Source organism: Latilactobacillus sakei (assembly GCA_002953655.1).
In the GTDB taxonomy this organism is placed as follows: Bacteria; Bacillota; Bacilli; order Lactobacillales; family Lactobacillaceae; genus Latilactobacillus; species Latilactobacillus sakei_A.
In genome coordinates, this window is record CP025839.1 from 1,723,809 (window position 1) to 1,749,731 (window position 25,923).

Below are 25,923 nucleotides of genomic sequence, written 5' to 3' on the forward strand. Positions count from 1 at the left end.
TTAAATTAATTCGGCTGCTTCGAAATTATCTAATAGTGGTTGAATATTATGCCCGACGGCCGTGATATAGCCACTTTCTTGCGTCCCAATTGTCTGGCAACGGTTGAAATACCAATCCGGCTTAATCTTCATTTGTGTTTGAACCAATGGCCATTGTTCAGGTGTTGTTCTTAAACAAACCCCTGCGTTATTTAAGCGTGAAGGCCCGATTGCTAACTGGCAAATTGCCTTTAAGTGGTATTCATATTGTGAGAAGTTCAAAATACGATTAAGCACATCCCCAGTTTCATGAGGTGCGGTAATGATTCGTTTGATATAGATATTCATATCTGCGGTCAAGAAGAACTCAATCCCAAAAATCCCGATATAGTCTAAATTCTGACCAATCACAGTCGCTAAGCGTTCAATTTCTTCTGCGACATCCTGATCAATGCGGGCTGGTGTAATCGATAATTGTAAATCCTGATCTTGCATTTGATTTTCAATAATCGGTAACGTGACCACTTGGCCTTCATAATCCTTGGCAACCATCACGGCCAATTCTTGTTGTTTAGGGACCCACGATTCCAATAGGTAAGCGCCCAATTCCAGCGTATCGTCCATTTTGGCCAAATCGGCTGGTGATTCAAGGTATTGATGATATTGCCGACCAAAACCACGTTGAATCGGTTTTAAAATACAAGGATAACCAATTGAATCGACCCCTTGTTCAATATCCGTCTTATCGACAACTGTCACATATGGCGAGATATTGATATTAAGATCATTTAAGAAGACCTTTTCGAGGTAACGATCTTGCGTCATTGAGAGCGCATCGCTACCTTGGGGGACATTGTAATCTTGTACTAATTGTTCTAATAGTGTTTCATCGAGCGATTCATCCGTATACGTGAGCACCTGGCAACAATCGCCTAAGCGTGCGAGCGTTTCGTATTGCTGTGGATCGCCTTCAATCTGAATATCAAGTACTGCGGCTAATGATGAATCTTGTGTCTGTTCGGTGACAATTGCCGCAACGCGGTAGCCCATTTCCTTAGCTTTTAAAGCTAACATGTACGCACGTTGATCATTTCCAATAATTCCAATCGTTTGACCCGGATAAATAACTGGCATCTTTCTACCTACTTTCTTATGCACATGACTTCAATTCTCAGATACCTCTATTATAGCGAATTCTGCCCCTAACTACCTAGTACTTTAACTAAATCTTGATATTTTTTGCACAAAAAAAGGGAGTGTGCCATAAGTCGGGATATCCCGAGGATTAACACAGACTGGCGAATGATTGCTGTAAGCAATCATTTGACATTCAGGGTTAACCAGAAGGATATGACTTATAGAACACGTTTAGACTATTAAAGTACGGATATCAAAAAGGAGGCTGAGACAAATTTTACTTTTGTCCCAGCCTCTTTTTCAAATTAATTTTCGTTATTTTCGTCTAAGAAGACCACTTCGCCTTGTTCAAAAGCAGCAATCCGTGCTAATGATTCAACGTGAATGCCGCGTTGGTCTAATAACTCGCGACCCTTTTGGAATGTTTTTTCGATGACAATGCCGACCCCTTCGAGTTGGGCACCAGCTTGGTCGATAATTTCTAATAAGCCTTCAACTGCTTGACCGTTTGCTAAGAAATCATCAATCACTAAAACACGATCGTTTTCGTTCAAGAATTTCTTAGAAATTGAAATGTGGTTGTTAACTTTCTTCGTATATGAATAAACAGTTGCGCTATACATATTATCTTGGAGTGTTAAACTCTTGTGCTTACGTGCAAAAACAACGGGAACGTGGAAAGCAAGGCCAGCAAAGACTGCTGGGGCAATGCCTGATGATTCAACCGTTAGGATTTTAGTAATTGGGGCACCTTCAAATAATCGCTTAAACTCTTCACCCATCGCTGCCATGAGTTCTGGATCAACTTGATGATTTAAGAAGTTGTCAACCTTCAATACATCTTCTCCTAAAACCTGACCATCTTTTTTAATACGTTCCTCTAATAACCGCACACCTAGCACTCCCTTGTTTTCTGAAATTGAATTAAAAATAGGTTACCACAAATAAAAGCTAGCGACAACTTTAATTAAGACTTTTCAAGATTTATTATCATAAACAAGATTATTTATAGTGTTTATCAATCAAATTGGTCCAATCGATAGGTCTTGACGAGTTCGATTAACTTCTCCGGATAATTAGGATCCGTTGCATAACCATCTTGCTTGAGCGCTTGGGCTGCCTGTGTATAATTGGTGGCTGCCACAACGTGTTGATAATGATTATGATCCCAAGAGGTCCCGTGCGCAAAGAGTAAGACGTGATCTAACATAGACTCGCGATAGTCACGGTAAACGCGAAAGCGCGCGGTAGTCGTCACCCATTGGCCATTCAAGTATTCCTTAGTGGTCATCTCTTTGGTATTATCCGGGTCATCGCCTTTAATCCCAAAATAGTTATGGTAATCCGCTGCAAGTGAGCTTTTGCCCCAATCACTTTCTAAGATGGCTTGGGCCAGTGTAATACTAGAAAGTACATGGTATTTTTGTTGTAATTCTTGTGCATAGGGTGCTAATTGATTAATGAATTCTTTTTTCTTCTTCACTTTAGCTAATTCTTCTTGTTTGGCCTCATTGGCTAAGCGTTCCTGAGTTTGTGCACCGGTGTATTGAATATATAGGACTAACCCAACTCCCAGAGCAAATAAAACGCCCAACAGGACGACTAGCCATTCTGTCGGTTGTCTCTTTTTAGTGTTGTACCATTTTTTGGTCGTGCGCCGTTTTTTCTTCTTCGCCACTAATCTGCCTCTACTTCGTTCAATCTACTTTATATTGTACACAAAATTACCTCGAAGACCAATGCTTAATCTGCTTAATTGCCTTTAATTCCTATTTTGTTTTTTTATTGTTATAATATCGTTTGGAACCGATTACGATAGTAAAGGACTGATTTATTTGACAACTCTTAACTGGGGCATTATGGGTCTAGGCAATATTGCCGGTAGTTTTGCAACTTACTTCAACCAACCGGACGGCCAAATCTATGGTGCTGCTTCTCGTTCATTAGAAAAGGCAACCGCCTTCACCCAACAATATCATATCCCTCATGCTTATGGTAGTTACGCTGAGATGTTGGCCGATCCTGCCATTGATATTATCTACGTCGCCACACCTCACAACTATCACTTCGATGGGATTATGGCGAGTTTAAACGCTGGTAAACATGTCTTTTGCGAAAAGGCCATCACCATGAACCGCCGCGAATTAAACGCTGCTAAAGCACTAGCGGCCGAAAAGCATTTAATCTTAGCCGAAGCCATGACGATTTATCATATGCCACTTTTTGCAGAAATTGAACGTCAACAAGTTGCTCAAGATTTAGGGGCCCTAAAATCAATTCAGGTTACTTTTGGGAGCTTCAAAGAACTTGATCCAACCAATCGCTTTTTCAACCCTGAATTAGCCGGTGGCGCGATGTTAGATATCGGTGTTTACGCCCTCGCATTTGCGCGGCGGATGCTGAGTGCTAAGCCAGAATTGATTGCCACCCAATGGGTCCCATCAGAATCCGGTGTCGACCAACAATCAACACTCCTCCTTAACAATGCCCATCAAGAAATGGTAACTGTTACCCTTAATCTTCACGCAAAGATGCCTAAACAAGGCGTCCTCGTTTATGAAAAAGGTTATGTGACCGTCGATGATTATCCACGACCAGATAAGGCCCAATTAACCTTCCCTGATGGGACTACTCAAATCATCCAAGCGGGCGATGCTACCAACGCTATGAACTACGAATTACACGACTTCCAAGAAGTTGTTCGAGGTCATCAAGCAAATGACACACTCGCCCTAACAAGCGACGTCATGGACATTATGACCGACGCTCGCGCCCAATGGGGGTTTGTTTACCCATTTGAACAACCTTCAGACTTAAATTAAAAGGATTAATGATAAAAAGGCCTAGGACCAAAAGCATTTTTTGTCCTAGGCCTTTTTATGTTGGCCTCTTATAGTGGTTGACTCAAAACCACCATATCCTGCAATTGAATCCCATTTTCGATAATTGGTGCTTGATATTGTTCAAAAAAGCCTTTACGAATATGATCAAAGCGAAATCCCTGGCGTAGATAGAAGGCAATTGCCGCTAAGCTACCATCCCCAGTGCCTACCAGCAATGTTCGATACCCTAAGTCAGCCATCATCTGTTTCAAATCACCGAGTGCTTGTTGCCCATAACCTTGTCCCCGATAAGCTGGCAATAAGGCGATATTCTTCAATTCGACTTGTCCCTGTTTGGCAAACGTCACATGCATAACACCAATCACAGTTGATTGGCCGGCTAAACGAAGACTGTAGAGCTGACCATCGTTTAAATAACGGCGAATCATCCCGATTTCTTCATCTGCTAGTCGTAAATAAGGTAAGTAATCCTCACGCTCGTTTGGTGCAATCGTTTGATACGCTAACATCCTGCCCGCCTTTCTTTAGCCCATAAAAAAAGGACCAACTGATTGACAGTTGATCCACGACTAATATTTATAAATTAGTTTTTGTTTACGTTAACGGCTTGTGGTCCACGATCGCTTTCTTCGATATCGAAAGAAACGCTTTGACCTTCTTCAAGAGTCTTGTAGCCTTCACCTTGGATAGCTGAGAAATGTACGAATACATCACTACCATCTTCGCGAGTTACAAAGCCATAACCTTTTTCTGCGTTAAACCATTTTACAGTTCCGTTTTCCATGAGAAAACTCCTCCTTGTGTCGTTAGACACGTATAAATTTGTGTATTTCTGTCGGTGCGATGGAAGAAAGTTCTTTTGGAAACATTCGAACCATAACCTGTCAAAAAGTACAAACATAGTGTAACATATGAAAAAAAGAGAAACAACCCTAAACACTAAAAAATAAACCGTTTTCTTTGTTCGATAACCGAACTTTTATACTTTCCATTAAATTGGCGTTTTTCCGACATCTACCATAGCAAACAGTTGGCTTTTAGACGTATTTACGCTAAGATGAAGTTAATGAATTTAACTACTGGAGTGCCTGACAATGCTAAAAATACTAAAACGATTACTACCCATTTTGGGATTACTATGCTTACTAGCTGGTTGCGAAAAACCACTCGATACAAAACAGCAGGTCAAAGACGACCTCAACACCATTTTACAGATTTCTAAGACCCAACAATCGGCGCTCAGCACCCTAGAGGATGCCGGCCAGGGCGTCCCGGATAGCTATCTTAAAATCCAAGCAAAATATCCCGATCAGAATCTTTTAGATGTTAAGGGGTCTAAAATTTCACAAACTACTGCCAAACGAACTGCCGCTTACGACACACTCAAATCCCAACAAGCTGAGTTAAAGCCAGTCGTTAAACGACTGATTAAAATTGCTAATCAAGAAAGTGATGAATTACCAATTGAATTCATCAAGGATTTAAATCAAAGCTTGAAACTATCCGCACTTGATTACACAACGCTTTCAAATTTCTACGACGCCGCTGCCACAGCTGAAAGCGACTTTTATGCCGATCATACATCGGCCGATGCACACGCGGATGATTTGGCAGCCCCCATCAATCGGTTGAATCAATATTATAGTGCTATTTACCAACAAGCCGAAATTGCTAAGGTCAATATTAACACGGTTACTGCACAGGCTAAGAAGGTTCAAAAACAATTAGAATAATCACTAAAAAGGGCCCGGACAAAAATTACTTTTGTCCGGGCCCTTTTTTATTCGCGTTTAAATCTTAACAATGGCTTGGCCACAAATGGTGTTACAATCACCGCTAAGGCTATTTCCATCAAGGCGTTAATCGCCACAGCACTCAACATCACGATAATTAAGTGACTGACGTCCGTTTTATAAATCCCGGCTGCTTGTTGGCTGTAAAAAGCCCATGTCAACAAAATGACTAACGTCGTATTGACAATGGTACCCAAGAAAGCGGCGATCGCCATCGAGCCACGTTGACCCGCTTTAGTATTCTGTAAGTGTTGATACAATAATCCCGCCACTAACCCCACCATTAAACGCGGTAAAATAGCGATTACTGGGTTCTGGAAAATTAACAGGGTTAATGCATCGACAGGCGCTGTATAGGCATGAATCAAGGATAAAGTGCCCCAGATTGCGCCTAGCGTTGCCCCACCGCGAGTGCCTAAGATAATTGCCCCAATGATGACGGTTAAATGCATTGTTGTGACCCCTGGCAATCCAGGTAAAATATAAATATAACCAACCATTGGCACAAAACTCTGGATCATTAACAGTGCCGTTAGAATCGCTAAAATGCTAATCTTATACGCTGATGAATTACGTGTCATCTCTACTTACCTCTCCCATTAACTTATTGCCCATTATAGCGATTTACGAAATTGAATTCAATTCTCAAAGCTAATTTAGCCCACAAAAAAACGATACCGTTAACGGTATCGTTTAACTTGTTATCATATGCGGGTGAGAAGACTCGAACTTCCACCGGGAAAATTCCCGACAAGATCCTTAATCTTGCGCGTCTGCCATTCCGCCACACCCGCGATACTTGCTTTATGACTTTAAGCCACGTACATTAGTATAAGAGAAACCTGAATTGAAGTCAACAAAAAATCGCTCTGGAGGCCAAAAATGTTTATCGAAACCGCTAATTTAACCGATATTGGTGCTTTAACGACGCTTTATCAAGCTTTAACAACTGAAATGCACACCCTTCAACCGACTAATTACCAAGAAAAGAGTAGCCCTGATTTTTTCACCTGGAAAATGATGGTTGAAGACAACCGCCAAATCGTCTATATCACTCGCAATCAGGATCAGATAACGAGCTTTTGCCACGTTACCACGGCCCAAACCAGTCCTTCCAATCTCTTTATCAGTCATCAATTTGCCTACGTCACTGCATTATACGTCCATCCGGACTATCGTCGACAAGGACTTGCGACGGCATTATTAGCACAGGCCCGTACTTGGCAGAAAGAAAAACAACTCGCCTTTTTGGAGTTAACCGTCTTGGGCAATAACCAATCCGCCCTACAACTTTATCAAAAACTAGGCTTTGTGACGCAAAATCAAACACTCCGACAAGTTTAAAAAAACAGGCTCTGAGACAAAATACTTTTGTCCCAGGGCCTGTTTTAATCTCAGTACACTTATATTCTTATCGCACACTTTTTTTAATTTTCTTTTATTAATTTTAAATGGCCATGGCAGCGACGACACACGTAACGTGCCGTGTTAATATGCCGTTGTCGTTGATACAACTGACCACATTTGGTGCATTGATAAGCTAATCGTTTTGGTGCTGCTTTTTTAGTCGTGATTGATGGTGCAAAGCGCGCCCCACCAACCTGTTGTAAGAGCCGCTTAAAGTCTTGATCACGATGCCGATAGCCACGGTGCAATAAATGCAGGTGGTAATGACACAGCTCATGTTTAATGATGCCTTCTAAAACAACCGGCCCTTGGGCAACCATCAACGGGTTAATGTCGATGTGGTGGTCTTGCAGATGATACCGACCCCCTGTGGTTTTTAGGCGCCGATTAAAGTTTGCTTGGTGGCTAAACGGCCGATTAAACGTGGTTACTGAAATATTTTGGATGAGTTGCGTTAATTCTTGATCCGTCATCATTAATCAGTTGCTTTAGGCGCCTTCATCGTCAATTGAACCCGTTCACGTTCTTGATCGACGCTTAAAACCCAAACCTGAACGACGTCGCCAACTGCAACTTCATCAGACGGATGTTTAACAAAGTGATTGGCTAATTGCGAAATATGAACTAAGCCATCATGTTTAACGCCAATATCTACAAATGCCCCGAAATCAATGACATTCCGCACGGTGCCTTCTAGGGCCATATTCGGTTTCAAATCGGCAAGCGTTAGGACATCATGTCGTAGCAACGGCGCTGTCATTTGATCCCGCAAATCACGACCCGGTTTTTGTAAACCGCTTAAGATATCTTCAAGGGTTTCAGAGCCGACTGCTAATTCGGTCGCCAAATCAGTCACTGTTAATTGCTTAATTGCTGCTGACAATTCTGGTGTGCCTAGCGCCTTTAAGGTTAGACCTAATGATTTTAAAATCGCCTTGGCTACTGGATAACTTTCAGGATGAATATCAGTATTATCTAGCGGGTTATCGCCCCCAATGATCCGCAAGAATCCAACGGCTTGTTCAAATGCCTTCGGACCTAAGCGCGGCACTTTCTTCAATTCGCTCCGTTTTTGATATAAGCCGTTTTCGTTACGATATTGGACAATATTTTGAGCCGTCGTCGCTGATAACCCAGAAATATGTTGTAAGAGTTGTGGACTAGCAGTGTTCAAGTTAACACCCACGCTATTGACAACATCTTCAATGACTGTATCTAATTGCGTCGTCAATTCCTTTTGAGCAACATCGTGTTGGTATTGCCCGACACCGACTGCTTGCGGATCAATCTTAATCAATTCTGCTAGTGGATCTTGCAAGCGCCGTGCGATACTAATCGCACTTCGCTCTTCAACGTGTAGATCTGGAAATTCAGCTCGCGCTGTATCACTTGCTGAATAAACGGAAGCCCCTGCTTCGTTGACAATCACATAAAAGATTTCCCGGGAAATGGTTTTTAAAACTGACGCTACAAATTCTTCAGACTCCCGACTAGCAGTCCCGTTACCGATTGCAATCATTTCGACGTTATATTTTTCAAGGAATTGCTTGAATTCATCGGCAGCTGCTGCTCGTTTAGGCGCTGCGGCGGGTTTATGTGGGTAGATCACTAATTTATCTAGAAATTTTCCAGTCCCATCAACAACAGCTAATTTACAGCCTGTCCGGTACGCTGGATCAAAGCCTAAAACAACTTTCCCTTTTAAAGGCGGTTGTAATAAAAGATGCTTTAAATTATCACCAAAGACAGCAATCGCTTGTTGATCAGCCTTTTCTTTTAACTGTTTCCGTAATTCACGTTCAATGGCCGGACCAATGAACCGTTTATAGGCGTCTTCAATGGCCGTCTTAATAATTTGGGCGGCAGCTGAATCTTGACCATGAATGACAGCTTGGGCAATATGACCAACAATCATATTTTCGGCAACTTCTAACTTCACCTTCAAGATACCCTCGTGTTCACCACGATTAATGGCCAAATATTGATGTTCCGCAATCTTATTAATCGGTGCTGCAAAATCATAATAGATTTGATAAACTTGCTTATCATCGCTATCGGCGTCTTTCACCTGACTCACAATTTGCCCGTTTTGACGGGTATATTGCCGTGTCCAGTCCCGGAAAGTCGCTGTTTCACTAATGTTTTCAGCGATAATTTCGTGCACACCTGCTAAAACAGCATCTGTATCCGTAATCTTTTGGTCTGGATTAAGATAATCGGCCGCTTTTTCCAGGAGGACTTGTTCTGAAAAGTTCGGTAATTGCGCAAGCATGTTGGCAAACGGTTCTAATCCAGCTTCTTTGGCAATCGTCGCCTTTGTCCGGCGCTTTTGCTTATAAGGTAGGTATAGATCCTCAAGTACTTGTAGTTGGCTAGCGGCTTCGATTTGCTTTTGTAGCGCTGGCGTTAGCTTAGCTTGTTCGGCGATATTTTTGATAATATCGGTCTTGCGTTTTTCAAGCGTTGTTAGGTATTGGAAGGTGTGTTCGATTTCGCGAATTTGAACTTCGTCTAAACTACCCGTTCGTTCCTTACGATAGCGCGCCACAAACGGTACAGTGTTCCCTTCGTCTAATAAGGTTAACACGGCATTAATTTGTTGTGGGCGATATTGCGTTAGTTGTTTGGTGACAAGTTGTTGAATATCAGTCATGTGCGTCCCTACCTTTATCTTCAATAAAAAAACAGCACCCGTCTTGGGAACTGTCATGAGTTGATCTAAGCAATTTTTGAGATGTTTTGAATATACTTAGAAATCCGATCTGTTGCTTTATCTTGGTTCATTTCTGAAGCAGCAAAAGCTTGCATATCAACTGTTTGATCATCATGCATGCTTGTAATTAAATCTTCGCAACCTTGAACGAAATCAGCATAAGCACCGATTAAACGTTGGTTGTTCCCCATCAAACGAGCTGGGGCAACGGCCGTCTTAAATTGTGCTAAGAATTCGTGGTATTGATCCACACCGTCTCTGAAGATTTGGGCTGTCTTTTGGTAATCTTGTTCACTCATTTCAGCTAACTTACCATCAGCAACGGCCGCTTTTAAAGGGACGAAATATTTACTCATGCCTTCTTGCACTTTTTCAGTATTGTCGATTAAATCGTTAACAGCTTGGCCATATTTAGCCAACTTTTGTTGTGTTTTATTCATGTTAATCCTCCTAGTTTCCTATGCTTCAGTATACTAATTCTGGTATCGGCTTGCAAGAGTGCGTTTGAAACGCATTTGACTTCGAGCATTAGCATCGTGTTGCAAATAACCGCTGTAATCGGTTATTTGCAACATATCGCTAAGCACAGAAGGCAGTTTCAAAAAGCACGTTTCAATCGGGTAACAATTAAATAAGGCACCAAGGGCAAAAATAACTTTTGTCCTTGATGCCTTATTCATTCTATTTCTTTTTAAGCATCAACCTACTGCGGTCTTTTCTTAAATTATTTAGCAGCTCTTCTTTGGAAGAACTTCACGATTTCAACGATGACCACTAGCATGAATGAAGCTGCTAGTACAATCCCCCATTGATATAAATCAAGATGTGAGACGTGGAATAAGCCATTGAGGCCTGGAATCATAATCGTTGCGGCTAATAAGATAAATGAGGCTAAAACAGCCCAGTTGAAGGCTTTATTCTTAAAGAAGCCAACTGTAAAGATTGATTGATGGACTGATTTAACGTTGAAGGCGTGGAAGAGTTGAATCATCCCTAACGTTGCATACGCCATTGTTAAGGCATCCGCATGGGCTAAGCCACTTGCTTGATGCACTGGGAACGTAATCGCTAACGCATAAACGGCTAAGGTAATCCCACCTTCTAATAGGCCTTGATAGATAATCGCTTGGAACACGCCACCTGAGAAGAAGTTTGATTTACGGCCACGCGGTTTTTGATTCATAATCCCCGGTTCAGTTGGTTCAACGCCCAAGGCAATCGCGGGGAACGTATCCGTTACTAAATTAATCCACAAGATATGCACTGGTTGTAGAATTTGCCAACCTAAAACCGTCATCATGAATAAGGTTAACACTTCACCCAAGTTGGCTGATAAAAGATATTGGATTGATTTTTGAATATTAGCGAAGACTTTCCGGCCTTCTTTAACCGCAATCACGATTGTTGAGAAGTTATCATCGGCTAAGACCATATCACTGGCCCCTTTAGAAACTTCGGTCCCGGTGATCCCCATCCCAATACCGATATCGGCTGATTTGAGGGCTGGCGCATCATTGACACCATCACCAGTCATCGCCACGACCTTACCGTGTTTTTGCCAAGCTTTCACAATTCGCACCTTATGTTCAGGCGCAACCCGCGCATAAACGGCGTATTGAGTAACTTTTTTAGCGAATTCTTGATCGTCCATTTGGTCTAACTCAGCACCAGTAATAACGGCGGCATCCGCGTCTTCTTCTGGCGTAATAATGCCTAAACGAAGTGCGATTGCTTCGGCTGTATCGCGGTGATCCCCTGTAATCATCAGCGTTCGGATACCGGCTGAATGCGCATCTGTCACGGCTTGTTTTGCTTCTGGTCGTTCAGGATCAATCATTCCAACTAAGCCAGCAAAAATTAAATCCGTTTCAATGGTTGGATCAACCGTTGCTGGTACACTAGGTAAAACTTTATAAGCCAACGCTAAGACCCGCAAGGCTTGTTTTGCCAAACTATGATTCGTGTCTAACAATAATTGGCGCTCTGCATCGTCCATCGGTTGAACAACGCCTTGTGCGTCGATATAATGCGTAACACGTTTGAGCAATTCATCTGGTGCACCTTTTGTGGTCATTAAGAATTGCCCATCAGCTTGTTGATGAACCGTTGTCATCAACTTCCGCTCCGAATCAAAAGGCACTTCGGCGACCCGTGGTTCGGCTGCTAAAGCTGCCTTAATATCAAAGTCCTTATCACGACCATACGCGATTAGGGCTGTTTCGGTCGGATCACCAATCATTTCACCGTCAGCCTTAATTTTAGTATCATTGGCTAAATTCATGATTTTTAATGTTAAATTATCCGCTGATAATGTTGCGCCAGCATCTTGTAATTGATTATTAGTGAATATTTTTTCGACGGTCATTTGGTTCATCGTCAACGTCCCAGTTTTATCAGACGCAATAATATCCGTACTCCCTAGTGTTTCTACTGCAGGTAACTTACGAACAATAGCCTTTCTTTTAACCATCTTCTGCGTTCCTAAAGCAAGGATAATCGTCACAATTGCAGGTAGGCCTTCCGGAATCGCTGCGACCGCTAACGAAATAGCGGTTAATAACATGTTAATTGGCGATTGTGCGTGACGTAAGTATCCCACCACAAAAACAATTGCGGCAATAATTAAAATCATAATCGTCAAACTCTTACCTAATTGACTCAAGTTCATCTGTAATGGGGTCGTTGTTTCGTCGGCTTGGTTGAGCATCCCAGCAATTTTACCAACTTCGGTCTGCATCCCAGTCCCCGTCACAACCCCAACACCTCGACCATAAGTAACGTTACTATTCATAAACGCCATATTGGTCCGATCACCAATCCCACTTTCTGGATCAGTCAGGGTATCAACGGTCTTATCAACTGGGACGGATTCCCCAGTTAAAGCGGACTCTTCGATTTTCAAAGCAGCTGATTCAAGTAAGCGAAGATCTGCTGGCACAATATCGCCGGCTTCTAGCAACACGATATCGCCAACCACGAGTTCTTCACTCTTAATCGTCACGATTTCGCCATCTCGTCGAACGTGTGCATCAGGTGTCGCCATTTCTTTTAAGGCGTCAATTGCTTGTTCCGCCTTCGCTTCTTGGAAAACCCCAAAAATCGCATTTAGAATCACCACGGCTAAAATAATGAACGCATCTGGCCATTCGTGTGCTAAAAAGCCCGCGATCATCGCTGCGACTAATAACACAATAATCATAAAATCTTTAAACTGCTCTAAAAAACGAATCGCTAAACTTTTGCGTTTCTTTTCAGTTAATTGATTTCGACCATTTTCTGCCAAACGTTTTTCAACCTGTTCTTGGGTTAACCCTTGTGGCGTTGTGGCGAGCGCTTTAAGTGTTGCATCTGTTGATTGTGTAAAAAATGTGGTTTGTTTATCGACCATTACCTTGCCTCCTATAAATTTGATTTTGGGGGTAAAAAAAGAGACCTACAGGAATTCTAAAAATCCCTATAAGTCTCACTAATTAAGATAACACCAGAATATTGCCTTGTTGGTGGCGTTATCGCAGACAAGCTGCCAGTTACTCCCTTATCGTTAACCTCATTATAAGGTATAGACAATCTAAAAGGCAAGTAAATAGTTATTTTAATAACTAAGTCGTCTTACGAGCCTAGGCTCAAAAGCTAACCACTGACAACGCAGGCTAAACGTGTTCTGTAACCCATATCCTTCCGGTGAACCCAGAGGATATAACTAGGGTTACGGTACACTCTGTTTTTAAACGTGCTTTTGTCAGTAGCATTCTGTGCTTTGCTAAACTTATCAAACCGGTGATTTCATCACCAATTCGCTAAGTTCTGCAAATGCTCAAAAGCTAACCACTGACAACGCACTCTGTTTTATTGCCAGAATGTGTCGTAGATTGTTATTGGTAAATGACGCTTGTGGGCTGTTTTCTTGTACCAGTTTTCAATCTTCGTTGCGGCTTCTTCACTGACTTGACGACCTTCTAAATAGTCGTCGATTTGATCATATGTGACGCCCAATGCTAACTCATCTGGTAATGCCGGACGGTCTTCTTCAAGATCCGCCGTTGGTACTTTTTCATAAAGATGTTTAGGCGCACCGAGTTCAGCTAACATGGCCTTACCTTGACGCTTATTGAGTCTGAAGATTGGCACCAAATCAGCACCGCCATCACCAAACTTCGTATAAAAACCAGTAATTGATTCGGCGGAGTGATCCGTTCCCAAAACAGCGCCACTATTTTCACCAGCGATGCCATATTGCGCAATCATCCGCACGCGGGCTTTAATATTGCCCTTATTGAAGTCACTGACAGTTACCCCGGTTTCCGCAAGGGATTGGACCATCGCGTCCACTGAGCCCTTAATATTGACCCGTTTGACTTGATCAGCTGCCATAAATTCGATTGCGGCCATCGCATCCGATTCGTCGGCTTGTTCCCCATAAGGTAACCGCACTGCGATAAATTGGTAACTTTCATCGCCAGTTTCAGCCCGCATCTCTTGCATGGCTTTTTCAGCCAATGCGCCCACTAAAGTTGAATCTTGGCCGCCCGAAATACCTAAGACATAGGTTTTTAAGAATGTATTTTTCTTTAGATAAGCCTTCATAAAATCAACCGAGCGGCGGATTTCTTTAGCAGGATCAATCGTTGGTTGGGTTTTTAAGGCTGCAATAATTTCTGCTTGTAAAGCGTTCATTTGCCAGATACTCCTTTAAAAATAATCGATTCTAATGCATTAAATTAACGTCTTCTCTGACTTTGCGAATTGAATTCATCTTATTATCCCAAGTCCGTTGTGATAAATCGACTGGGTAATCTTGTGGATTCAAGTCCCGTTTGTATTCATCCCACAGTGAATCAAGATTTTCAGCACAGAACTTCTTAATCGCTGCTAGTTCGGGTAACGTATAGACCCGTTTACCATTTTCAAAAATGGTTCGTAAGATTGGCCGGGCATTGAAGTCAGTCACCGTCTTATTGATATACGTGTAATTAGGATGGAACATGTAAATCGTATCTTGTTCAAGTGGATCTTCATCCCATAATGTGATGTAGTCCCCTTCTGATTTACCGTCAACTTGTTTGGTAATTCGCCAAACTTGCTTACGGCCTGGTGTTGAAACTTTTTCGGCATTACTTGATAATTTAATCGTATCGACCATCTTACCATCTGAATTCTCAATTGAAACCAGCTTATAAACTGCGCCCAAAGCTGGTTGATCGTAAGCGGTAATTAACTTCGTCCCAACGCCCCAAACATCGATTTTAGCTTCTTGCATCTTCAAGTTTTGGATTGTCTTTTCATCTAAATCGTTAGAAGCGTAGATTTTAGCATCCGTGAAGCCCGCTTCATCCAATTGTTGGCGCACACGCTTAGATATATAGGCCATATCGCCACTATCAATCCGCACGCCTTGGAAATTAATCCGGCTACCGAATTCGCGCGCCACCCGAATCGCACTTGGCACACCACTTTTCAAAGTATCATAAGTATCCACAAGGAAGACACAGTCCCGATGTGTTTCAGCATAGGCCCGGAACGCTTCGTAATCGTTACGATAGGCTTGGACTAAAGAATGCGCATGCGTCCCACTTGCTGGAATTCCGAAAATTTTAGAAGCTCGCACATTACTGGTTGCATCAAAGCCACCGATATAAGCAGCGCGTGTGCCCCATAAAGCAGCGTCCATTTCTTGGGCCCGGCGTGTCCCGAATTCTAAGACAGGATCCTTGCCGACCACTGATTTGATCCGTGCTGCTTTAGTCGCAATCAATGTTTGATAATTGACAATATTTAATAGCGCTGTTTCAATCAATTGACATTGGGCGAGCGGCCCTTCCACTTGCATAATCGGTTCGTTGCCAAAGACCAATTCGCCTTCAACTGCTGAGCGAATCGTTAAATCAAAATCTAATTCTGCTAGATACGTCAAAAAATCTTCAGGATAACCGACTTCATCCCGTAAATAAGCTAAATCGCTCTCGGTAAAGCGGAGATTCTCAAGATAATTAACGATATGTTCTAAGCCAGCAAAAATAGCATACCCATTTTCAAAAGGTAATTTTCTGAAATAGCATTCGAAAACCGCTGTCCGATTATGGAGTCCCTTTTTAAAATAAGTTAACATCATATTGAGCTGATACAAGTCTGTATGTAACAACAAACTATCATCAGGATATAATTTTTGCATGTCGCACTCCTAATTAGAGATATATTTGGTATACTTAGTTGAAGCTATTATACAATAAAACAGCGAGTTCTGCATAATTTCGAGAAGGAGTTTTACAAATGCAATTTCCGACAGTCTCAGTTTTAAATATTCCTTTTATTAACACTACTAACCAAGCATTTATTGCGCAACTTTCAAAAGACTTAGCCGCTAACGAAAACCGATTTATCGTTACTGCTAATCCAGAGATTGCCCTCTATGCTACTAAACATACCGATTACTTCCAAACGATTAGCCAAGCCGATTACATTACACCAGACGGTATTGGTATTCTTAAAGGCGCCACAATGTTAGGTACACCACTTACCGAACGAATTACCGGTTTTGATACGATGACAGCCTTATTCGAAATTGCCAATCAAAATAGCTATAGCGTTTATTTACTTGGGGCTAAGGAAGAAGTTTTACAAGCCGCTTGCCAAAACGTTGCAAACCAATATCCTAACGTCACTATCGTCGGCCAACATAACGGTTATTTTGACGACCAAGAAGAACAAAAGATTGTTGCCGATATCGAACGAACACAACCTAATATCATCTTAGCAGCACTCGGCTTCCCCAAACAAGAAACCTTTATCGCAGCTAATCGTCACAAAGTTAACGCCATTTGGATGGGCGTTGGTGGTAGCTTCGATGTTTTATCGGGAACTGTGAGCCGGGCCCCAAAAATCTGGCAAAAAATGCACTTAGAATGGTTCTATCGCTTTGCATCACATCCAAGTCGCTTGAACCGCTTTCCAGCGCTTATTGAATACATGCGCTTGGTTAAAAAAGAAAAGAGAAACTAAAAAAGCATTGCAGACAAAATTAATTTTGTCTGCAATGCCTTTTTTATTTTGATAATCGTTTCAATGTGCGACTATACTGTATTTTTTCTAAATAGTACTGTCTCACATTGCCATCACTCAACAAGATACCCAGAAACTGGAGTCCCTTCCCAATTGATTTCGTCTTTTTAACAGTGCTCAATAAATTAATATTAGCGTTAAAACGGTCTTTTTGGTGTTGATCGTAAAATCCTTTTTCAGTTAGGTAAGCTTCCAGTTTCGCTTTGATGTCGTCATCGCTAGCTGTCAATCTAAACTCGGTAGTTTGACGTAAAAAGCCAGAAATTAGAAAGGTTTTTAACATGTCACTTTGCGTCATACTATTTTGTCTAATCCGATAACGCATCAACGGTTCATTAGTCACACCTATTTGCTGACCCGCTGCGGTCATTCGTAGCCATAAATCATAATCTTCACAGGCGATTAGTTGTTCCTGATAGCCACCAACTGTTTCAAAAGCTGCTTTTTTCCCCAGAACACTCGGATGAACAATGAAATTATCATATTGTAATAACTCATGAACGGCAACTGCTGATTCAACCATTTGTGGATGATGCCCAATCTCATCATTAGCTTCATCAATTAGAATCGATGATGATGCAATGACATCCAATTGTCGTTGTTGCAATAAATCAAATTCAGTCGTCAGTCGTTCCGGCACAGCAATATCATCAGCATCCATTCGTGCGATATAATCGCCTCGACTTGCTTTCAAGCCCCGATTTAAACTAGATGCTAGCCCTAAGTTATGTTCGTTGCTGATTAAAACAATCCGTGACTCTTCTTTGGCATATTCATTTAAAACAGCTGTCAATGCCTGATTATCAGGATTATCCAAAACGATGATAAACTCAAAATTTTGATAAGACTGCTTCAGAATTGATTCAATTGACTGGCGTAATTCCGTTTCTTTTTCATTATAAACGGCCATCACAATACTAATTAATGGTGTTTCCATAGTAATCTCCTTGTTGATGCCTACAATTGTGCATACAAATCATGCATCAAAATCGCTAACTGGCGTGTTGAAAATGATTCACTAACATGCTTATTAAACGCTAAGCCCATGCTAACTAACTGGTTATTTTGATAAGCAGCGTAAGCTTCATTTAACGCTTTAACATATCCTTGTAAGCCTAAGCTATCCACAACCCAACCATATTCAGGGCTATCCACAATTACCTTGCTATCGCCGACATCGGTCGTAATGGCAGGAACACCATAATTACCAGATTCTAACAAGACGGTTGGGAACCCTTCGTGAATTGACGATAAAACTGATAAATCAGCATGTCGATAAAAGTGGGCCACATCCGATTGAAAACCGTCAAAATGAACCTTATCAGTTATTTGATAATCTGTTGCTAGCTTTTTAAACTCGGTTTCTAGTTCGCCATCACCAATCAGGTGTAGTTGATATTCGAAATCAACATTTGCTAACGCTTCTAACAATAGCTGTTGGTGTTTTTGCGCTGTTAGTCTGGCGACACAAATCATTGTAAATTGCGGTTGCTTAACTGGCGTCGGTACTTCTGAACTAAATTCAATGGCATTAAAAATGGTTGTCATCTTATTCGTATCGATACCTTGTTGCACCAAGCTGTTTCTAAACCGTTCGGCGATTAGATAGATATGATCCGCTTTTTTAAGTACCCAGAGACTTAACGGCAATAAAATCTTGCCTTTAAACCCTTTATTCAGATAATCAATCTTAGGTAACGTGTGCAATGTCAACGTCCACTTCGCCGTAATTCGTTTCCGAATTAACGCCAAGAAGAGATTAGACCGTGGTCCATGCGTATGCACGACATCAATATTTTCAGAATTGATATGCGCTGCTAGTTGTTTCAAAAAATGCGGGGTTAACGTCTTTGGCTGTTCAAACACTTCAACCGGTAATTGATTAGCGCGCGCTAGTTCTGCAACCGGGCCATCTTCAAAAACTAATAAAGAAGGCTCGTCTTTACCAAGTGCGATCATTGCCTTCATTAAACCGATAATATGTGAGCGACCACCGCCCGTTTCATTCCCTGCGTTTACAAAAAGAACCTTCACGTAATCACCTTTTCATTCTAATTTAGTTTTCTAAATCTTGCTTAATTTGTGTCGTTGAAATACCTGTTGTCCGCGGAAGATAGATGACTTCACAATAATCCTTTAAGAAATCAAACTTCCCTTTCCAATCATCGCCCATTACAAAAATATCAATATCGTATTTTTGAACATCTTTAATTTTTTGTTCCCAATCTTTTTCAGGAATTACCTTATCAACATATCGAATGGCTTCGAGAATATATTTGCGATGTTCATATGAATGGTAAGCTTCTTTATGCTTTTCAGCATTAAATTCGTCCGTTGATAAGCCGACAATTAATTCATCGCCTAATTGGCTGGCACGTTCTAAGAGATGAACATGACCCCAGTGTAATAGATCAAAGGTACCGTAAGTTAAAACTTTTGTCATTTTAAATCATCCTTTCTTAAGGCGCATCAAATCTTGCCGGACACGTGTGTTTAATCCAATTAATAATATCATGAATAAAAGGCCAACGATAATCGTTTGAACGACGAGATCAAAGAATAAACTACCGAGGTTGATTGGAATATGCAAGCCAATTAATAACGTTAAGCCAAATATTAGCCAGTACTTCCAATGTTCATGCCACAGGAATTTAAAATCTAAGTGCCCTCGTACTAACCAAATCCGCATCCCACAAACCAATAATTCGGTCAGGACAATAATGGTTGTCCCACCATTAGCCCCAAAGCGACCGGCGAATACGAAATTCCCAATTAGGGAGAAGACCGCGCCAACTAAGTATGGAATCGCGACAATTCGGTACATTCCTTTTGATAGCGCAAATTGATTGGCATAAATACCACCATAAGGAATGATCACCACAAGTAAACTAACCCAAAAGAAATTATCCGTCATTGCTTGATAGCGACTACCGAAAAACCAAACGATAAATTTGTTAGCATTGACCATCAACGCACTCGTGAATAGCAAGCCGAGTATCAAAGTATAGTCCAACGAGACTTTCAATAAATTCTGAATTTGATTTTCATCTGCTTCTTCGCTGTCCATCTTAGCCATAATTGGCATTAAAACAATTGTCACTGATCCCAACAACTGTACAACTGCCCGCGCCATGGTTTGCGTCTGAGCATAATACGTTAATTGGACTGAACCCGCTAATAATCCAATAATGGTTTGGTCAAAGCTCGTATAAAATTGCGCAGCAACTGAAGGAATGGTGACGGTAATTGATTCTTTCAAATATTGCTTAGAAAAATGAATTCGTCCAAATTTAAATTGGGGAATTTCTGTTTTAATCCCTAACCAGAAGACAAAATTAGCTAAATAAGTAATACTATTGATTAATAAATAAATCCAAAGATCTTGTTCACTGTGTACAAAAATAAAAATCGTAGCCACTAATGTTAATTTGATAATTGTATTTCGCATGACCACTGTTTTAACTTGACCACGACCAATGTAAAACCAAGAAATATCCAAAACATAGCCGATTAAAAACGGAATTTCAATTAGAAAATAGAATTTATAACTCATGAATAAGCAGACAACCACAATATAACTAATAATCACGATTAAACCACTAAAAAGTTGCAGACCCCATAGTTTTTTGAAATTTTCTTCAAGATTTTCTTTTGTCGATTGGGCAATTACTCGGACACCCACCTGGTTCATTCCCATCAGAATGATAAAGCTCAAGAAAACTGGAATCGAGTTAACGTAGGAATTAATGCCTAACGCTTCTTTGCCTAATACCCGCGCCACGTATGGTGTTGTAACAAAAGGTAGTACAATGATCAGCAACTGATAAACAGCATTATAAATGATATTTGTTGAGGCTTTTTTCATACTAAACTTTCCAAACTTCCTGAATTATTTTTTGCGTCGCCGAACCATCGGTGTTCGCATTGTGTAACTGATTAAATGCTTTTGTCGTTTGTGTCGTTAACCCTTGACTAAGCAATGTATACAGGTCTTGATTATCTGTTACTAATGGCCCTGGGATAAAGGCTTGGTAGTCAAAATAAAAGCCCCGTAAAATAGCCTGATATTTATCCAAATCATACGCGTAAAAAACAATCGGTTTTTCCAATAACGCATAATCAAAGAAAACAGATGAATAATCAGTCATTAAAACATCGGCTGCTAGATACAACTCTTCGATACTTGCGTAGTGATTGACATTATGCACATGTGGATAAGCCGCAATGTCTGGCATTTGTTCCGCCACGTTTGGATGCAAGCGAATTAACAAGTCATATTGATTACCCAATTGTGCTTCAAATTGCTCTAAATCTAACGCTAATTTAAACGTAGGTTCATCATCTCGAAAAGTAGGTGCATATAAAATAGTTTTGCGTGTTGCATCTAATTGTAGTTTCGCTTTCAAACTAGCTACCAATTCATGATCATCTTTATGCTTCGCTAAATAATCATTCCGTGGTAACCCATAGCTCATAATCTTAGTTTGCTTTAAATTAAATGCTCGTTCATACAACCAATTATCTTCAGGTGCATTAGACACAAAGTAGTCCCAGTTAAGGGGTTCTCTTGCCGTCAAGCGTTTGAAGTCATTATCATCTGGTAAATCATTGCCAATGTGCTTAAGCGGCGTACCATGCCAAGTTTGCACAAAAACCCCATTTTTATGGGGTTTTAGACGGAATGGAAAGTTAATATCCATAATCCAATATTTAGCACGCGCAAGCGCCTTTAAATAGGCCTTCTCGTGTCTGGCAACAAATTGGATATTAATACCCGGATATTGGGCCTTAACTGCTTGTCGCGCTTGTTCGTCATTTAAAACAATAATATAGTTACCGTTAGGGAATTTCTCAATCAAACCTTCAAAGAGGGCTTTGGGATTACCTGAGAATGATTTTCCAAAAAAAGAATTGATAAAAAATGTGTCGTCTGACATTGGTGTGACTAATTTAATCAAACCAAACCAAATACGATGATATAAAACTGCTTTAACTGTTGCGATAGCCGTCATGCTTTTTAAGTCCTCTCGTTGTCACTAATGCGTATCCTAATGCAAAGGCTAGAATAATCGTATCCGCTAAGAAATCCATTACATTACCACTGAATGCGGATAGCACAATGATTAATCCTGAGCCAAATAATAAACTCACTTCAAAGAAAGTTGCCTTTTTACCTAGCACACGAATTACTTCGTATAAACAATATAGCAGTACAAAGACGTAAGGCATGATTAATAGTAAGACGCCGATGAAGCCCATTGAATACCATTGTGAGATAAAGTCTTGCTCTAAATTGGCAATGTGGTTCATCCGAGTATAAGAAATCCCGAACCAATTATTTAATGGATCGTTATTAACGGATTTAGCACGATTTAGCATTGCTTCTTCGACCTTGCGGTAATTTAAGCGATCACCAACTGGCCATTTCATTACTTGATACCAGAATTGTGGATCATCACGATATGAGTAGCCACCCATCACAAATCTCGCATTTAATGAATAATCACGATAATGATTTTTGATATATCTCATCAAAGGCGTTTCTTTACGATGGTCAATTTGATTGCCAGATTGTTCTTGCTCTTTTTCTTTTTCAGCTTCTAATTCTTTTTTCTTTTCTTTTTGTTCTTTCTTAGTACCATCTTGTGTCTTTTGAACCGCTGTATCGGTCGTTGTCCGATTAAACATTGGTGACATCGGTAAAATAGCACCACCAACCAACGTTAGGGCTGCAAATGTTGCAAATAAACTAACCTTGAACTTAAATTCTTTAAATAGCAAGCTGTAAATCAAATATAAGATGATATAACCGGCTAATACAACGAAGAACCCTAATGATGCGGTCTTCGTCCCGAGCATTAACATTGCAAACATTTGAACTGTTGCTAGTGCGATACTCTTTAAATCTAGTTTTTCAACCAAATAATAAAGAACCATCGGTGTCAATAATACTTCGACTGCCGAAACTGCGTTAGCGTAATAGAAAAAGCCTTTTGACGCTAAGCCGTAATAAGACCATTGTTGGCCGCCACCAAACCATGAAAAAATATTTCCTTGAATCCAGCCACCACCATACGATGATAAGCTAATTTTGAATAAGTTCGTAATCACAATACTGCCAGAAATAATCCAGGCTAAGAACTTAATCACTTTATTAAACGTAGCTCTAGTTACCTGAACCTGTGTTGTCACAAATAAGACAACTAATGGGATTACCATTCTAATCCAGTAGAAGATTTCCCCCACCGTTGAGTAACCCAAGTCGATTGGGCTGGTTGATTTAAAATGTCGTGTAAATATCAAATGTAAGACTAAATAAACAACTAGAATAGCCGTATAAAGCCCCGCAAATCGATTCGCCTTATTATGACGGCTACTCCAAATATAAAGCCCCGTAATAATCGCTACGAGAAAAATTCTAATCAAGGTTGCTGGTGAAAATGGTACCCAATTTGTAACTGGTGGTACGTATAAAAAATAGATATCCAAAAATGGTTGCAGCAGCACTAATAAAATTAGTGATTTTTTTGTATATTCTTTAAAGTTCACGGACTTATTCCTCCAAGATTAATGATTCAATATATATTGATAGAACGTATCAGCTTTTTCTTGATTCTCTTTTGAAAACTTGTTCGTTAATTTATGCATGCTTGATAAGGTTACTATTTCTTGATAGCGTTGCTCATCAAACGGTTCGAATAACACCTTTCCCATAAGGTGCGGTTCAACGTTACTCAACCGTGGTAACTTTGCGTATTCCGCAGTTAAGTGATCACAAGCAATTGTTAAAAAGACATGAAACATAAAATAATTATCTAACGTATCATGTGTCTGCCAATAATTATATAATAAATCTCGCGTTAATACTAAGATAGGGTGGTTAGTGTCACTATGAATGAACCAACTCGAAGCAGCAATTGCCCGATTTTGTTGTTGTGTATTGCTGTAGAAAAAGAGTGGTGCATCAAAAACATAACCCGGGAAATTAGTCCCCGTAAAATAAACTGTACTATCAATCCAAGTGCCACCATGTTTCGTTAACAGCGCCACCCGTACTAGATCGGATAGGTGCGCATAAGGAATTAGCCCTGCATCAATTTTAGCCTGCAGGAATGTTGGAAAGGTAATAAAGTCGCTTAAATTTGCTAACGTTATGATTTGCACCCGTTGTTTTGGATATAGTCTTTTAATCGTTTCGATATTATGTCTAACCAATGGTGGTGCATCTTCAATGCCTTGGAACCAACAAATCCAAATGATGTTATTTTTTTCGCTGCTTGTCGGTTGTACTTGATATTGATCAAGAAATGCTCCGGCTTCTTTTTTTAACTTAACATACGTTAAGGCATCTGCAACCGGCGTTTGCTTATTCTTTAAGTAGAAGTTAATAAAGCTTGGAGAAAGTAGGGTCGTCACATAATTCAATCTCTTTTTTAAATTCATTTTATCCCGCCTATTTATTTTGACTATCAACTTTTAAAACTTGAGAAAACATTTCTGCGTTACTATTCGTATTCTTTTCAATTAAGCGCCACTTAGCATATGGGACTAACTTGCCCCCTACTGTTTGAATTTTATAATACCCGCGATAGCTATTATCAGTAGCTTGTGGATGAACCGCCCAGTAATATTGATTATACGGTACCTCTAGATATAAACGATAATCTTTAGGCGTGTTATGTTTTTCCTGATAGATCATAAAATCATTTTTGATACGACTTGCATGACCAATTCGTGTTGCTAAGCCCGCATAGAAAATAACAATCATTACCATCATGATTCTGATAATAGGTAAACTAAACTTAACAGCATTCAATTCGTTGCATAGGGTAACTACTAGCAAACACAAACAGAAATAACTTGCAAATGCCCCTCGAGGGCCAAACGGTGTAACTACAAAGAATGGCACAATTAAAACAATAGCAGCTGCAATTAATGCAATATATTCAATATGGTGGGTTTCAAGGGATAACTTGGCCATTTCAATTACAATGACGAATAAGAATAAGATTGATAATAGACATGATACCAAGTAGCGATGACTAAAATTCTTAAAAAAAGTATTAAACAAAATATAATGATATTCTGTAAAAGCAATCAAGACACTCAACTCTAGATAAGAAACTACCGCCCCCCACTTATTACCCGAACGCTTTTGGAGATTTTTAATAATTAAGTAACCCAGAATGACAGTCAGTAACACTGTAATAATTGGATTATCAATCAAGAGATAAAAATCCATTTGTTGTGCAATAATATGATAAACCTTAGTCAATGAAAAACTTGTTTCCCGGTAACTGTCATGATGTAATAATATATTTAAATAAGCTTTATTGGAAAACATTAAAATGCCACCAATATAGGTGCCAATGAAATTAGCAATCACTAGGTAGTTTTTCCGTTTTTGAAATAACATGTATCCCATCAAGATGGTACTAATCGCTAAATTCAATAATGTGACGTGTTCGACAAAGAAACAACTAATGATTGAAAGAATCACTATCAAAATACTGTAACGTAAATATTTTGCTGCTTGCCAATCAGCATAGTGATACTTCACTAAATTAACGATGATTAACGGATAAATCAGTGAAGCCATGTAGTTAAAGAAACCAGCATTCCATCCTAAAATCTGCGCAAATAACTCTGTACTCATTGTCAACATTAAAATAAGAATTAATAACGTGTTTCTTTCTAATTGCCTGACGTTACTGATTAAACGTGCACCCAAATAGACAACCAGCGTTGTAATACCCGCATAACTTAAAACTTTAAAAATCGCACTGTGGCTAGCCATAATAATTAAACTATTGCCCGCATAGCGCCCATCGTAATTTAAGAATCGACCTGATCCAAAATAGTCTCTTAGGGTCGTTACACCCCAGTTTAAGTCATCTCCCGTTAATGGGAAATTAATGGATAGGTAACCAAAAAAAATAAAAACTAGTATAAAAAAACCGTATTTTTTTATCATTCTATTTTTTTGAACTGTCAT

At 40.2% G+C, this 25,923-nt stretch carries 24 protein-coding genes and 1 tRNA gene; 4 read left to right on the forward strand and 21 right to left on the reverse strand.

Features of this window, described 5'->3' with window-relative positions; translation table 11 throughout:
- The 3 genes from C0213_08570 to C0213_08580 all read right to left on the reverse strand — a co-directional run bounded on the left by C0213_08570 (window position 1) and on the right by C0213_08580 (window position 2,794).
- Complete coding sequence (locus C0213_08570) at window positions 1-1,113, reverse strand: phosphoribosylaminoimidazole carboxylase (protein AUX12470.1); 1,113 nt, start codon at window positions 1,111-1,113, stop codon at window positions 1-3.
- Window positions 1,114-1,421: 308 nt separating this feature from the next.
- Complete coding sequence (locus C0213_08575) at window positions 1,422-2,009, reverse strand: xanthine phosphoribosyltransferase (GenBank protein ID AUX12471.1); 588 nt, start codon at window positions 2,007-2,009, stop codon at window positions 1,422-1,424.
- A 125-nt stretch (window positions 2,010-2,134) separates the two neighbouring features.
- Complete coding sequence (locus C0213_08580) at window positions 2,135-2,794, reverse strand: N-acetylmuramidase (GenBank protein AUX12472.1); 660 nt, start codon at window positions 2,792-2,794, stop codon at window positions 2,135-2,137.
- Window positions 2,795-2,951: 157 nt separating this feature from the next.
- Here C0213_08580 and C0213_08585 point away from each other — a divergent pair, with 157 nt between their 5' ends.
- Window positions 2,952-3,938, forward strand: a complete 987-nt coding sequence (locus tag C0213_08585) for an oxidoreductase (GenBank protein AUX12473.1) — start codon at window positions 2,952-2,954, stop codon at window positions 3,936-3,938.
- A gap of 68 nt (window positions 3,939-4,006) precedes the next feature.
- Here the strand turns inward: C0213_08585 and C0213_08590 are convergent, their stop codons facing one another.
- Together C0213_08590 and C0213_08595 are read right to left on the reverse strand one after the other, a co-directional pair.
- A complete protein-coding gene (locus tag C0213_08590; protein ID AUX12474.1) occupies window positions 4,007-4,468 on the reverse strand; it encodes an N-acetyltransferase in 462 nt (153 codons plus the stop codon).
- 74 nt (window positions 4,469-4,542) lie between these two features.
- A complete protein-coding gene (locus tag C0213_08595) occupies window positions 4,543-4,743 on the reverse strand; it encodes a cold-shock protein (GenBank protein ID AUX12475.1) in 201 nt (66 codons plus the stop codon).
- A 310-nt stretch (window positions 4,744-5,053) separates the two neighbouring features.
- Here C0213_08595 and C0213_08600 point away from each other — a divergent pair, with 310 nt between their 5' ends.
- A complete protein-coding gene (locus tag C0213_08600) occupies window positions 5,054-5,692 on the forward strand; it encodes a hypothetical protein (GenBank protein AUX12476.1) in 639 nt (212 codons plus the stop codon).
- A 47-nt stretch (window positions 5,693-5,739) separates the two neighbouring features.
- Here C0213_08600 and C0213_08605 read toward each other — a convergent pair whose 3' ends face one another.
- Window positions 5,740-6,333, reverse strand: coding sequence for an ECF transporter S component (locus C0213_08605; GenBank protein ID AUX12477.1), 594 nt, complete (start codon window positions 6,331-6,333; stop codon window positions 5,740-5,742).
- 128 nt (window positions 6,334-6,461) lie between these two features.
- Window positions 6,462-6,546 (reverse strand) — tRNA-Leu (locus tag C0213_08610).
- 88 nt (window positions 6,547-6,634) lie between these two features.
- Between C0213_08610 and C0213_08615 the strand changes: the two genes are divergently transcribed.
- Entirely contained in the window at window positions 6,635-7,096 is a 462-nt protein-coding gene (locus tag C0213_08615; protein AUX12478.1) for an N-acetyltransferase, read from the forward strand.
- Window positions 7,097-7,179: 83 nt separating this feature from the next.
- Here C0213_08615 and C0213_08620 read toward each other — a convergent pair whose 3' ends face one another.
- The 6 genes from C0213_08620 to C0213_08645 all read right to left on the reverse strand — a co-directional run bounded on the left by C0213_08620 (window position 7,180) and on the right by C0213_08645 (window position 16,041).
- A complete protein-coding gene (locus C0213_08620; GenBank protein ID AUX12479.1) occupies window positions 7,180-7,635 on the reverse strand; it encodes a SprT family protein in 456 nt (151 codons plus the stop codon).
- Window positions 7,635-9,812: an RNA-binding transcriptional accessory protein gene (locus C0213_08625; protein ID AUX12480.1), complete on the reverse strand. Its 2,178-nt coding sequence runs from the start codon at window positions 9,810-9,812 to the stop codon at window positions 7,635-7,637. Before C0213_08625 ends, C0213_08620 begins: the two co-directional genes overlap by 1 nt.
- Before the next feature lie 65 nt (window positions 9,813-9,877).
- On the reverse strand, window positions 9,878-10,312 hold the full coding sequence (locus tag C0213_08630) for a hypothetical protein (GenBank protein AUX12481.1): 435 nt from the start codon (window positions 10,310-10,312) through the stop codon (window positions 9,878-9,880).
- Window positions 10,313-10,596: 284 nt separating this feature from the next.
- Window positions 10,597-13,260 (reverse strand): ATPase, encoded by a 2,664-nt coding sequence (locus C0213_08635; protein AUX12482.1) that lies wholly within the window; start codon window positions 13,258-13,260, stop codon window positions 10,597-10,599.
- 458 nt (window positions 13,261-13,718) lie between these two features.
- Window positions 13,719-14,546, reverse strand: a complete 828-nt coding sequence (locus C0213_08640; protein AUX12483.1) for an NAD(+) synthase — start codon at window positions 14,544-14,546, stop codon at window positions 13,719-13,721.
- 31 nt (window positions 14,547-14,577) lie between these two features.
- Entirely contained in the window at window positions 14,578-16,041 is a 1,464-nt protein-coding gene (locus C0213_08645; protein ID AUX12484.1) for a nicotinate phosphoribosyltransferase, read from the reverse strand.
- A 98-nt stretch (window positions 16,042-16,139) separates the two neighbouring features.
- Here C0213_08645 and C0213_08650 point away from each other — a divergent pair, with 98 nt between their 5' ends.
- On the forward strand, window positions 16,140-16,868 hold the full coding sequence (locus C0213_08650; protein ID AUX12485.1) for a glycosyltransferase: 729 nt from the start codon (window positions 16,140-16,142) through the stop codon (window positions 16,866-16,868).
- Between the two features lie 43 nt (window positions 16,869-16,911).
- Here the strand turns inward: C0213_08650 and C0213_08655 are convergent, their stop codons facing one another.
- The 8 genes from C0213_08655 to C0213_08690 are packed head-to-tail and all read right to left on the reverse strand — an operon-like array spanning window position 16,912 to window position 25,923.
- Complete coding sequence (locus C0213_08655; GenBank protein ID AUX12486.1) at window positions 16,912-17,865, reverse strand: glycosyl transferase family 2; 954 nt, start codon at window positions 17,863-17,865, stop codon at window positions 16,912-16,914.
- Window positions 17,866-17,885: 20 nt separating this feature from the next.
- Complete coding sequence (locus tag C0213_08660; protein ID AUX12487.1) at window positions 17,886-18,962, reverse strand: glycosyltransferase; 1,077 nt, start codon at window positions 18,960-18,962, stop codon at window positions 17,886-17,888.
- Between the two features lie 22 nt (window positions 18,963-18,984).
- Entirely contained in the window at window positions 18,985-19,371 is a 387-nt protein-coding gene (gene tagD / locus C0213_08665) for a glycerol-3-phosphate cytidylyltransferase (GenBank protein AUX12488.1), read from the reverse strand.
- Window positions 19,372-19,377: 6 nt separating this feature from the next.
- On the reverse strand, window positions 19,378-20,793 hold the full coding sequence (locus tag C0213_08670; protein ID AUX12489.1) for a teichoic acid transporter: 1,416 nt from the start codon (window positions 20,791-20,793) through the stop codon (window positions 19,378-19,380).
- A gap of 1 nt (window position 20,794) precedes the next feature.
- Complete coding sequence (locus C0213_08675; GenBank protein ID AUX12490.1) at window positions 20,795-21,940, reverse strand: CDP-glycerol--glycerophosphate glycerophosphotransferase; 1,146 nt, start codon at window positions 21,938-21,940, stop codon at window positions 20,795-20,797.
- Window positions 21,918-23,477, reverse strand: coding sequence for a hypothetical protein (locus tag C0213_08680; GenBank protein AUX12491.1), 1,560 nt, complete (start codon window positions 23,475-23,477; stop codon window positions 21,918-21,920). The genes C0213_08675 and C0213_08680 overlap by 23 nt, the downstream gene beginning before the upstream one ends.
- A gap of 18 nt (window positions 23,478-23,495) precedes the next feature.
- Window positions 23,496-24,371: a hypothetical protein gene (locus C0213_08685; GenBank protein ID AUX12492.1), complete on the reverse strand. Its 876-nt coding sequence runs from the start codon at window positions 24,369-24,371 to the stop codon at window positions 23,496-23,498.
- Window positions 24,372-24,381: 10 nt separating this feature from the next.
- Window positions 24,382-25,923 carry a hypothetical protein gene (locus C0213_08690; protein ID AUX12493.1) on the reverse strand — a complete coding sequence of 514 codons (1,542 nt, stop codon included), beginning with the start codon at window positions 25,921-25,923 and terminating at the stop codon, window positions 24,382-24,384.

Excerpts from the sequence above, each read along its gene's own strand:
- C0213_08590 (AUX12474.1), bottom strand. The coding sequence starts at position 4,468 with ATGTTAGCGTATCAAACGATTGCACCAAACGAGCGTGAGGATTACTTA.
- C0213_08635 (AUX12482.1), bottom strand. The coding sequence starts at position 13,260 with ATGGTCGATAAACAAACCACATTTTTTACACAATCAACAGATGCAACA.
- tagD (AUX12488.1), bottom strand. The coding sequence starts at position 19,371 with ATGACAAAAGTTTTAACTTACGGTACCTTTGATCTATTACACTGGGGT.
- C0213_08640 (AUX12483.1), bottom strand. The coding sequence starts at position 14,546 with ATGAACGCTTTACAAGCAGAAATTATTGCAGCCTTAAAAACCCAACCA.
- C0213_08655 (AUX12486.1), bottom strand. The coding sequence starts at position 17,865 with ATGGAAACACCATTAATTAGTATTGTGATGGCCGTTTATAATGAAAAA.
- C0213_08615 (AUX12478.1), top strand. The coding sequence starts at position 6,635 with ATGTTTATCGAAACCGCTAATTTAACCGATATTGGTGCTTTAACGACG.
- C0213_08645 (AUX12484.1), bottom strand. The coding sequence starts at position 16,041 with ATGCAAAAATTATATCCTGATGATAGTTTGTTGTTACATACAGACTTG.
- C0213_08670 (AUX12489.1), bottom strand. The coding sequence starts at position 20,793 with ATGAAAAAAGCCTCAACAAATATCATTTATAATGCTGTTTATCAGTTG.
- C0213_08690 (AUX12493.1), bottom strand. The coding sequence starts at position 25,923 with ATGACAGTTCAAAAAAATAGAATGATAAAAAAATACGGTTTTTTTATA.
- C0213_08685 (AUX12492.1), bottom strand. The coding sequence starts at position 24,371 with ATGAATTTAAAAAAGAGATTGAATTATGTGACGACCCTACTTTCTCCA.
- C0213_08595 (AUX12475.1), bottom strand. The coding sequence starts at position 4,743 with ATGGAAAACGGAACTGTAAAATGGTTTAACGCAGAAAAAGGTTATGGC.
- C0213_08675 (AUX12490.1), bottom strand. The coding sequence starts at position 21,940 with ATGACGGCTATCGCAACAGTTAAAGCAGTTTTATATCATCGTATTTGG.
- C0213_08625 (AUX12480.1), bottom strand. The coding sequence starts at position 9,812 with ATGACTGATATTCAACAACTTGTCACCAAACAACTAACGCAATATCGC.
- C0213_08620 (AUX12479.1), bottom strand. The coding sequence starts at position 7,635 with ATGATGACGGATCAAGAATTAACGCAACTCATCCAAAATATTTCAGTA.
- C0213_08630 (AUX12481.1), bottom strand. The coding sequence starts at position 10,312 with ATGAATAAAACACAACAAAAGTTGGCTAAATATGGCCAAGCTGTTAAC.
- C0213_08600 (AUX12476.1), top strand. The coding sequence starts at position 5,054 with ATGCTAAAAATACTAAAACGATTACTACCCATTTTGGGATTACTATGC.
- C0213_08570 (AUX12470.1), bottom strand. The coding sequence starts at position 1,113 with ATGCCAGTTATTTATCCGGGTCAAACGATTGGAATTATTGGAAATGAT.
- C0213_08605 (AUX12477.1), bottom strand. The coding sequence starts at position 6,333 with ATGACACGTAATTCATCAGCGTATAAGATTAGCATTTTAGCGATTCTA.
- C0213_08650 (AUX12485.1), top strand. The coding sequence starts at position 16,140 with ATGCAATTTCCGACAGTCTCAGTTTTAAATATTCCTTTTATTAACACT.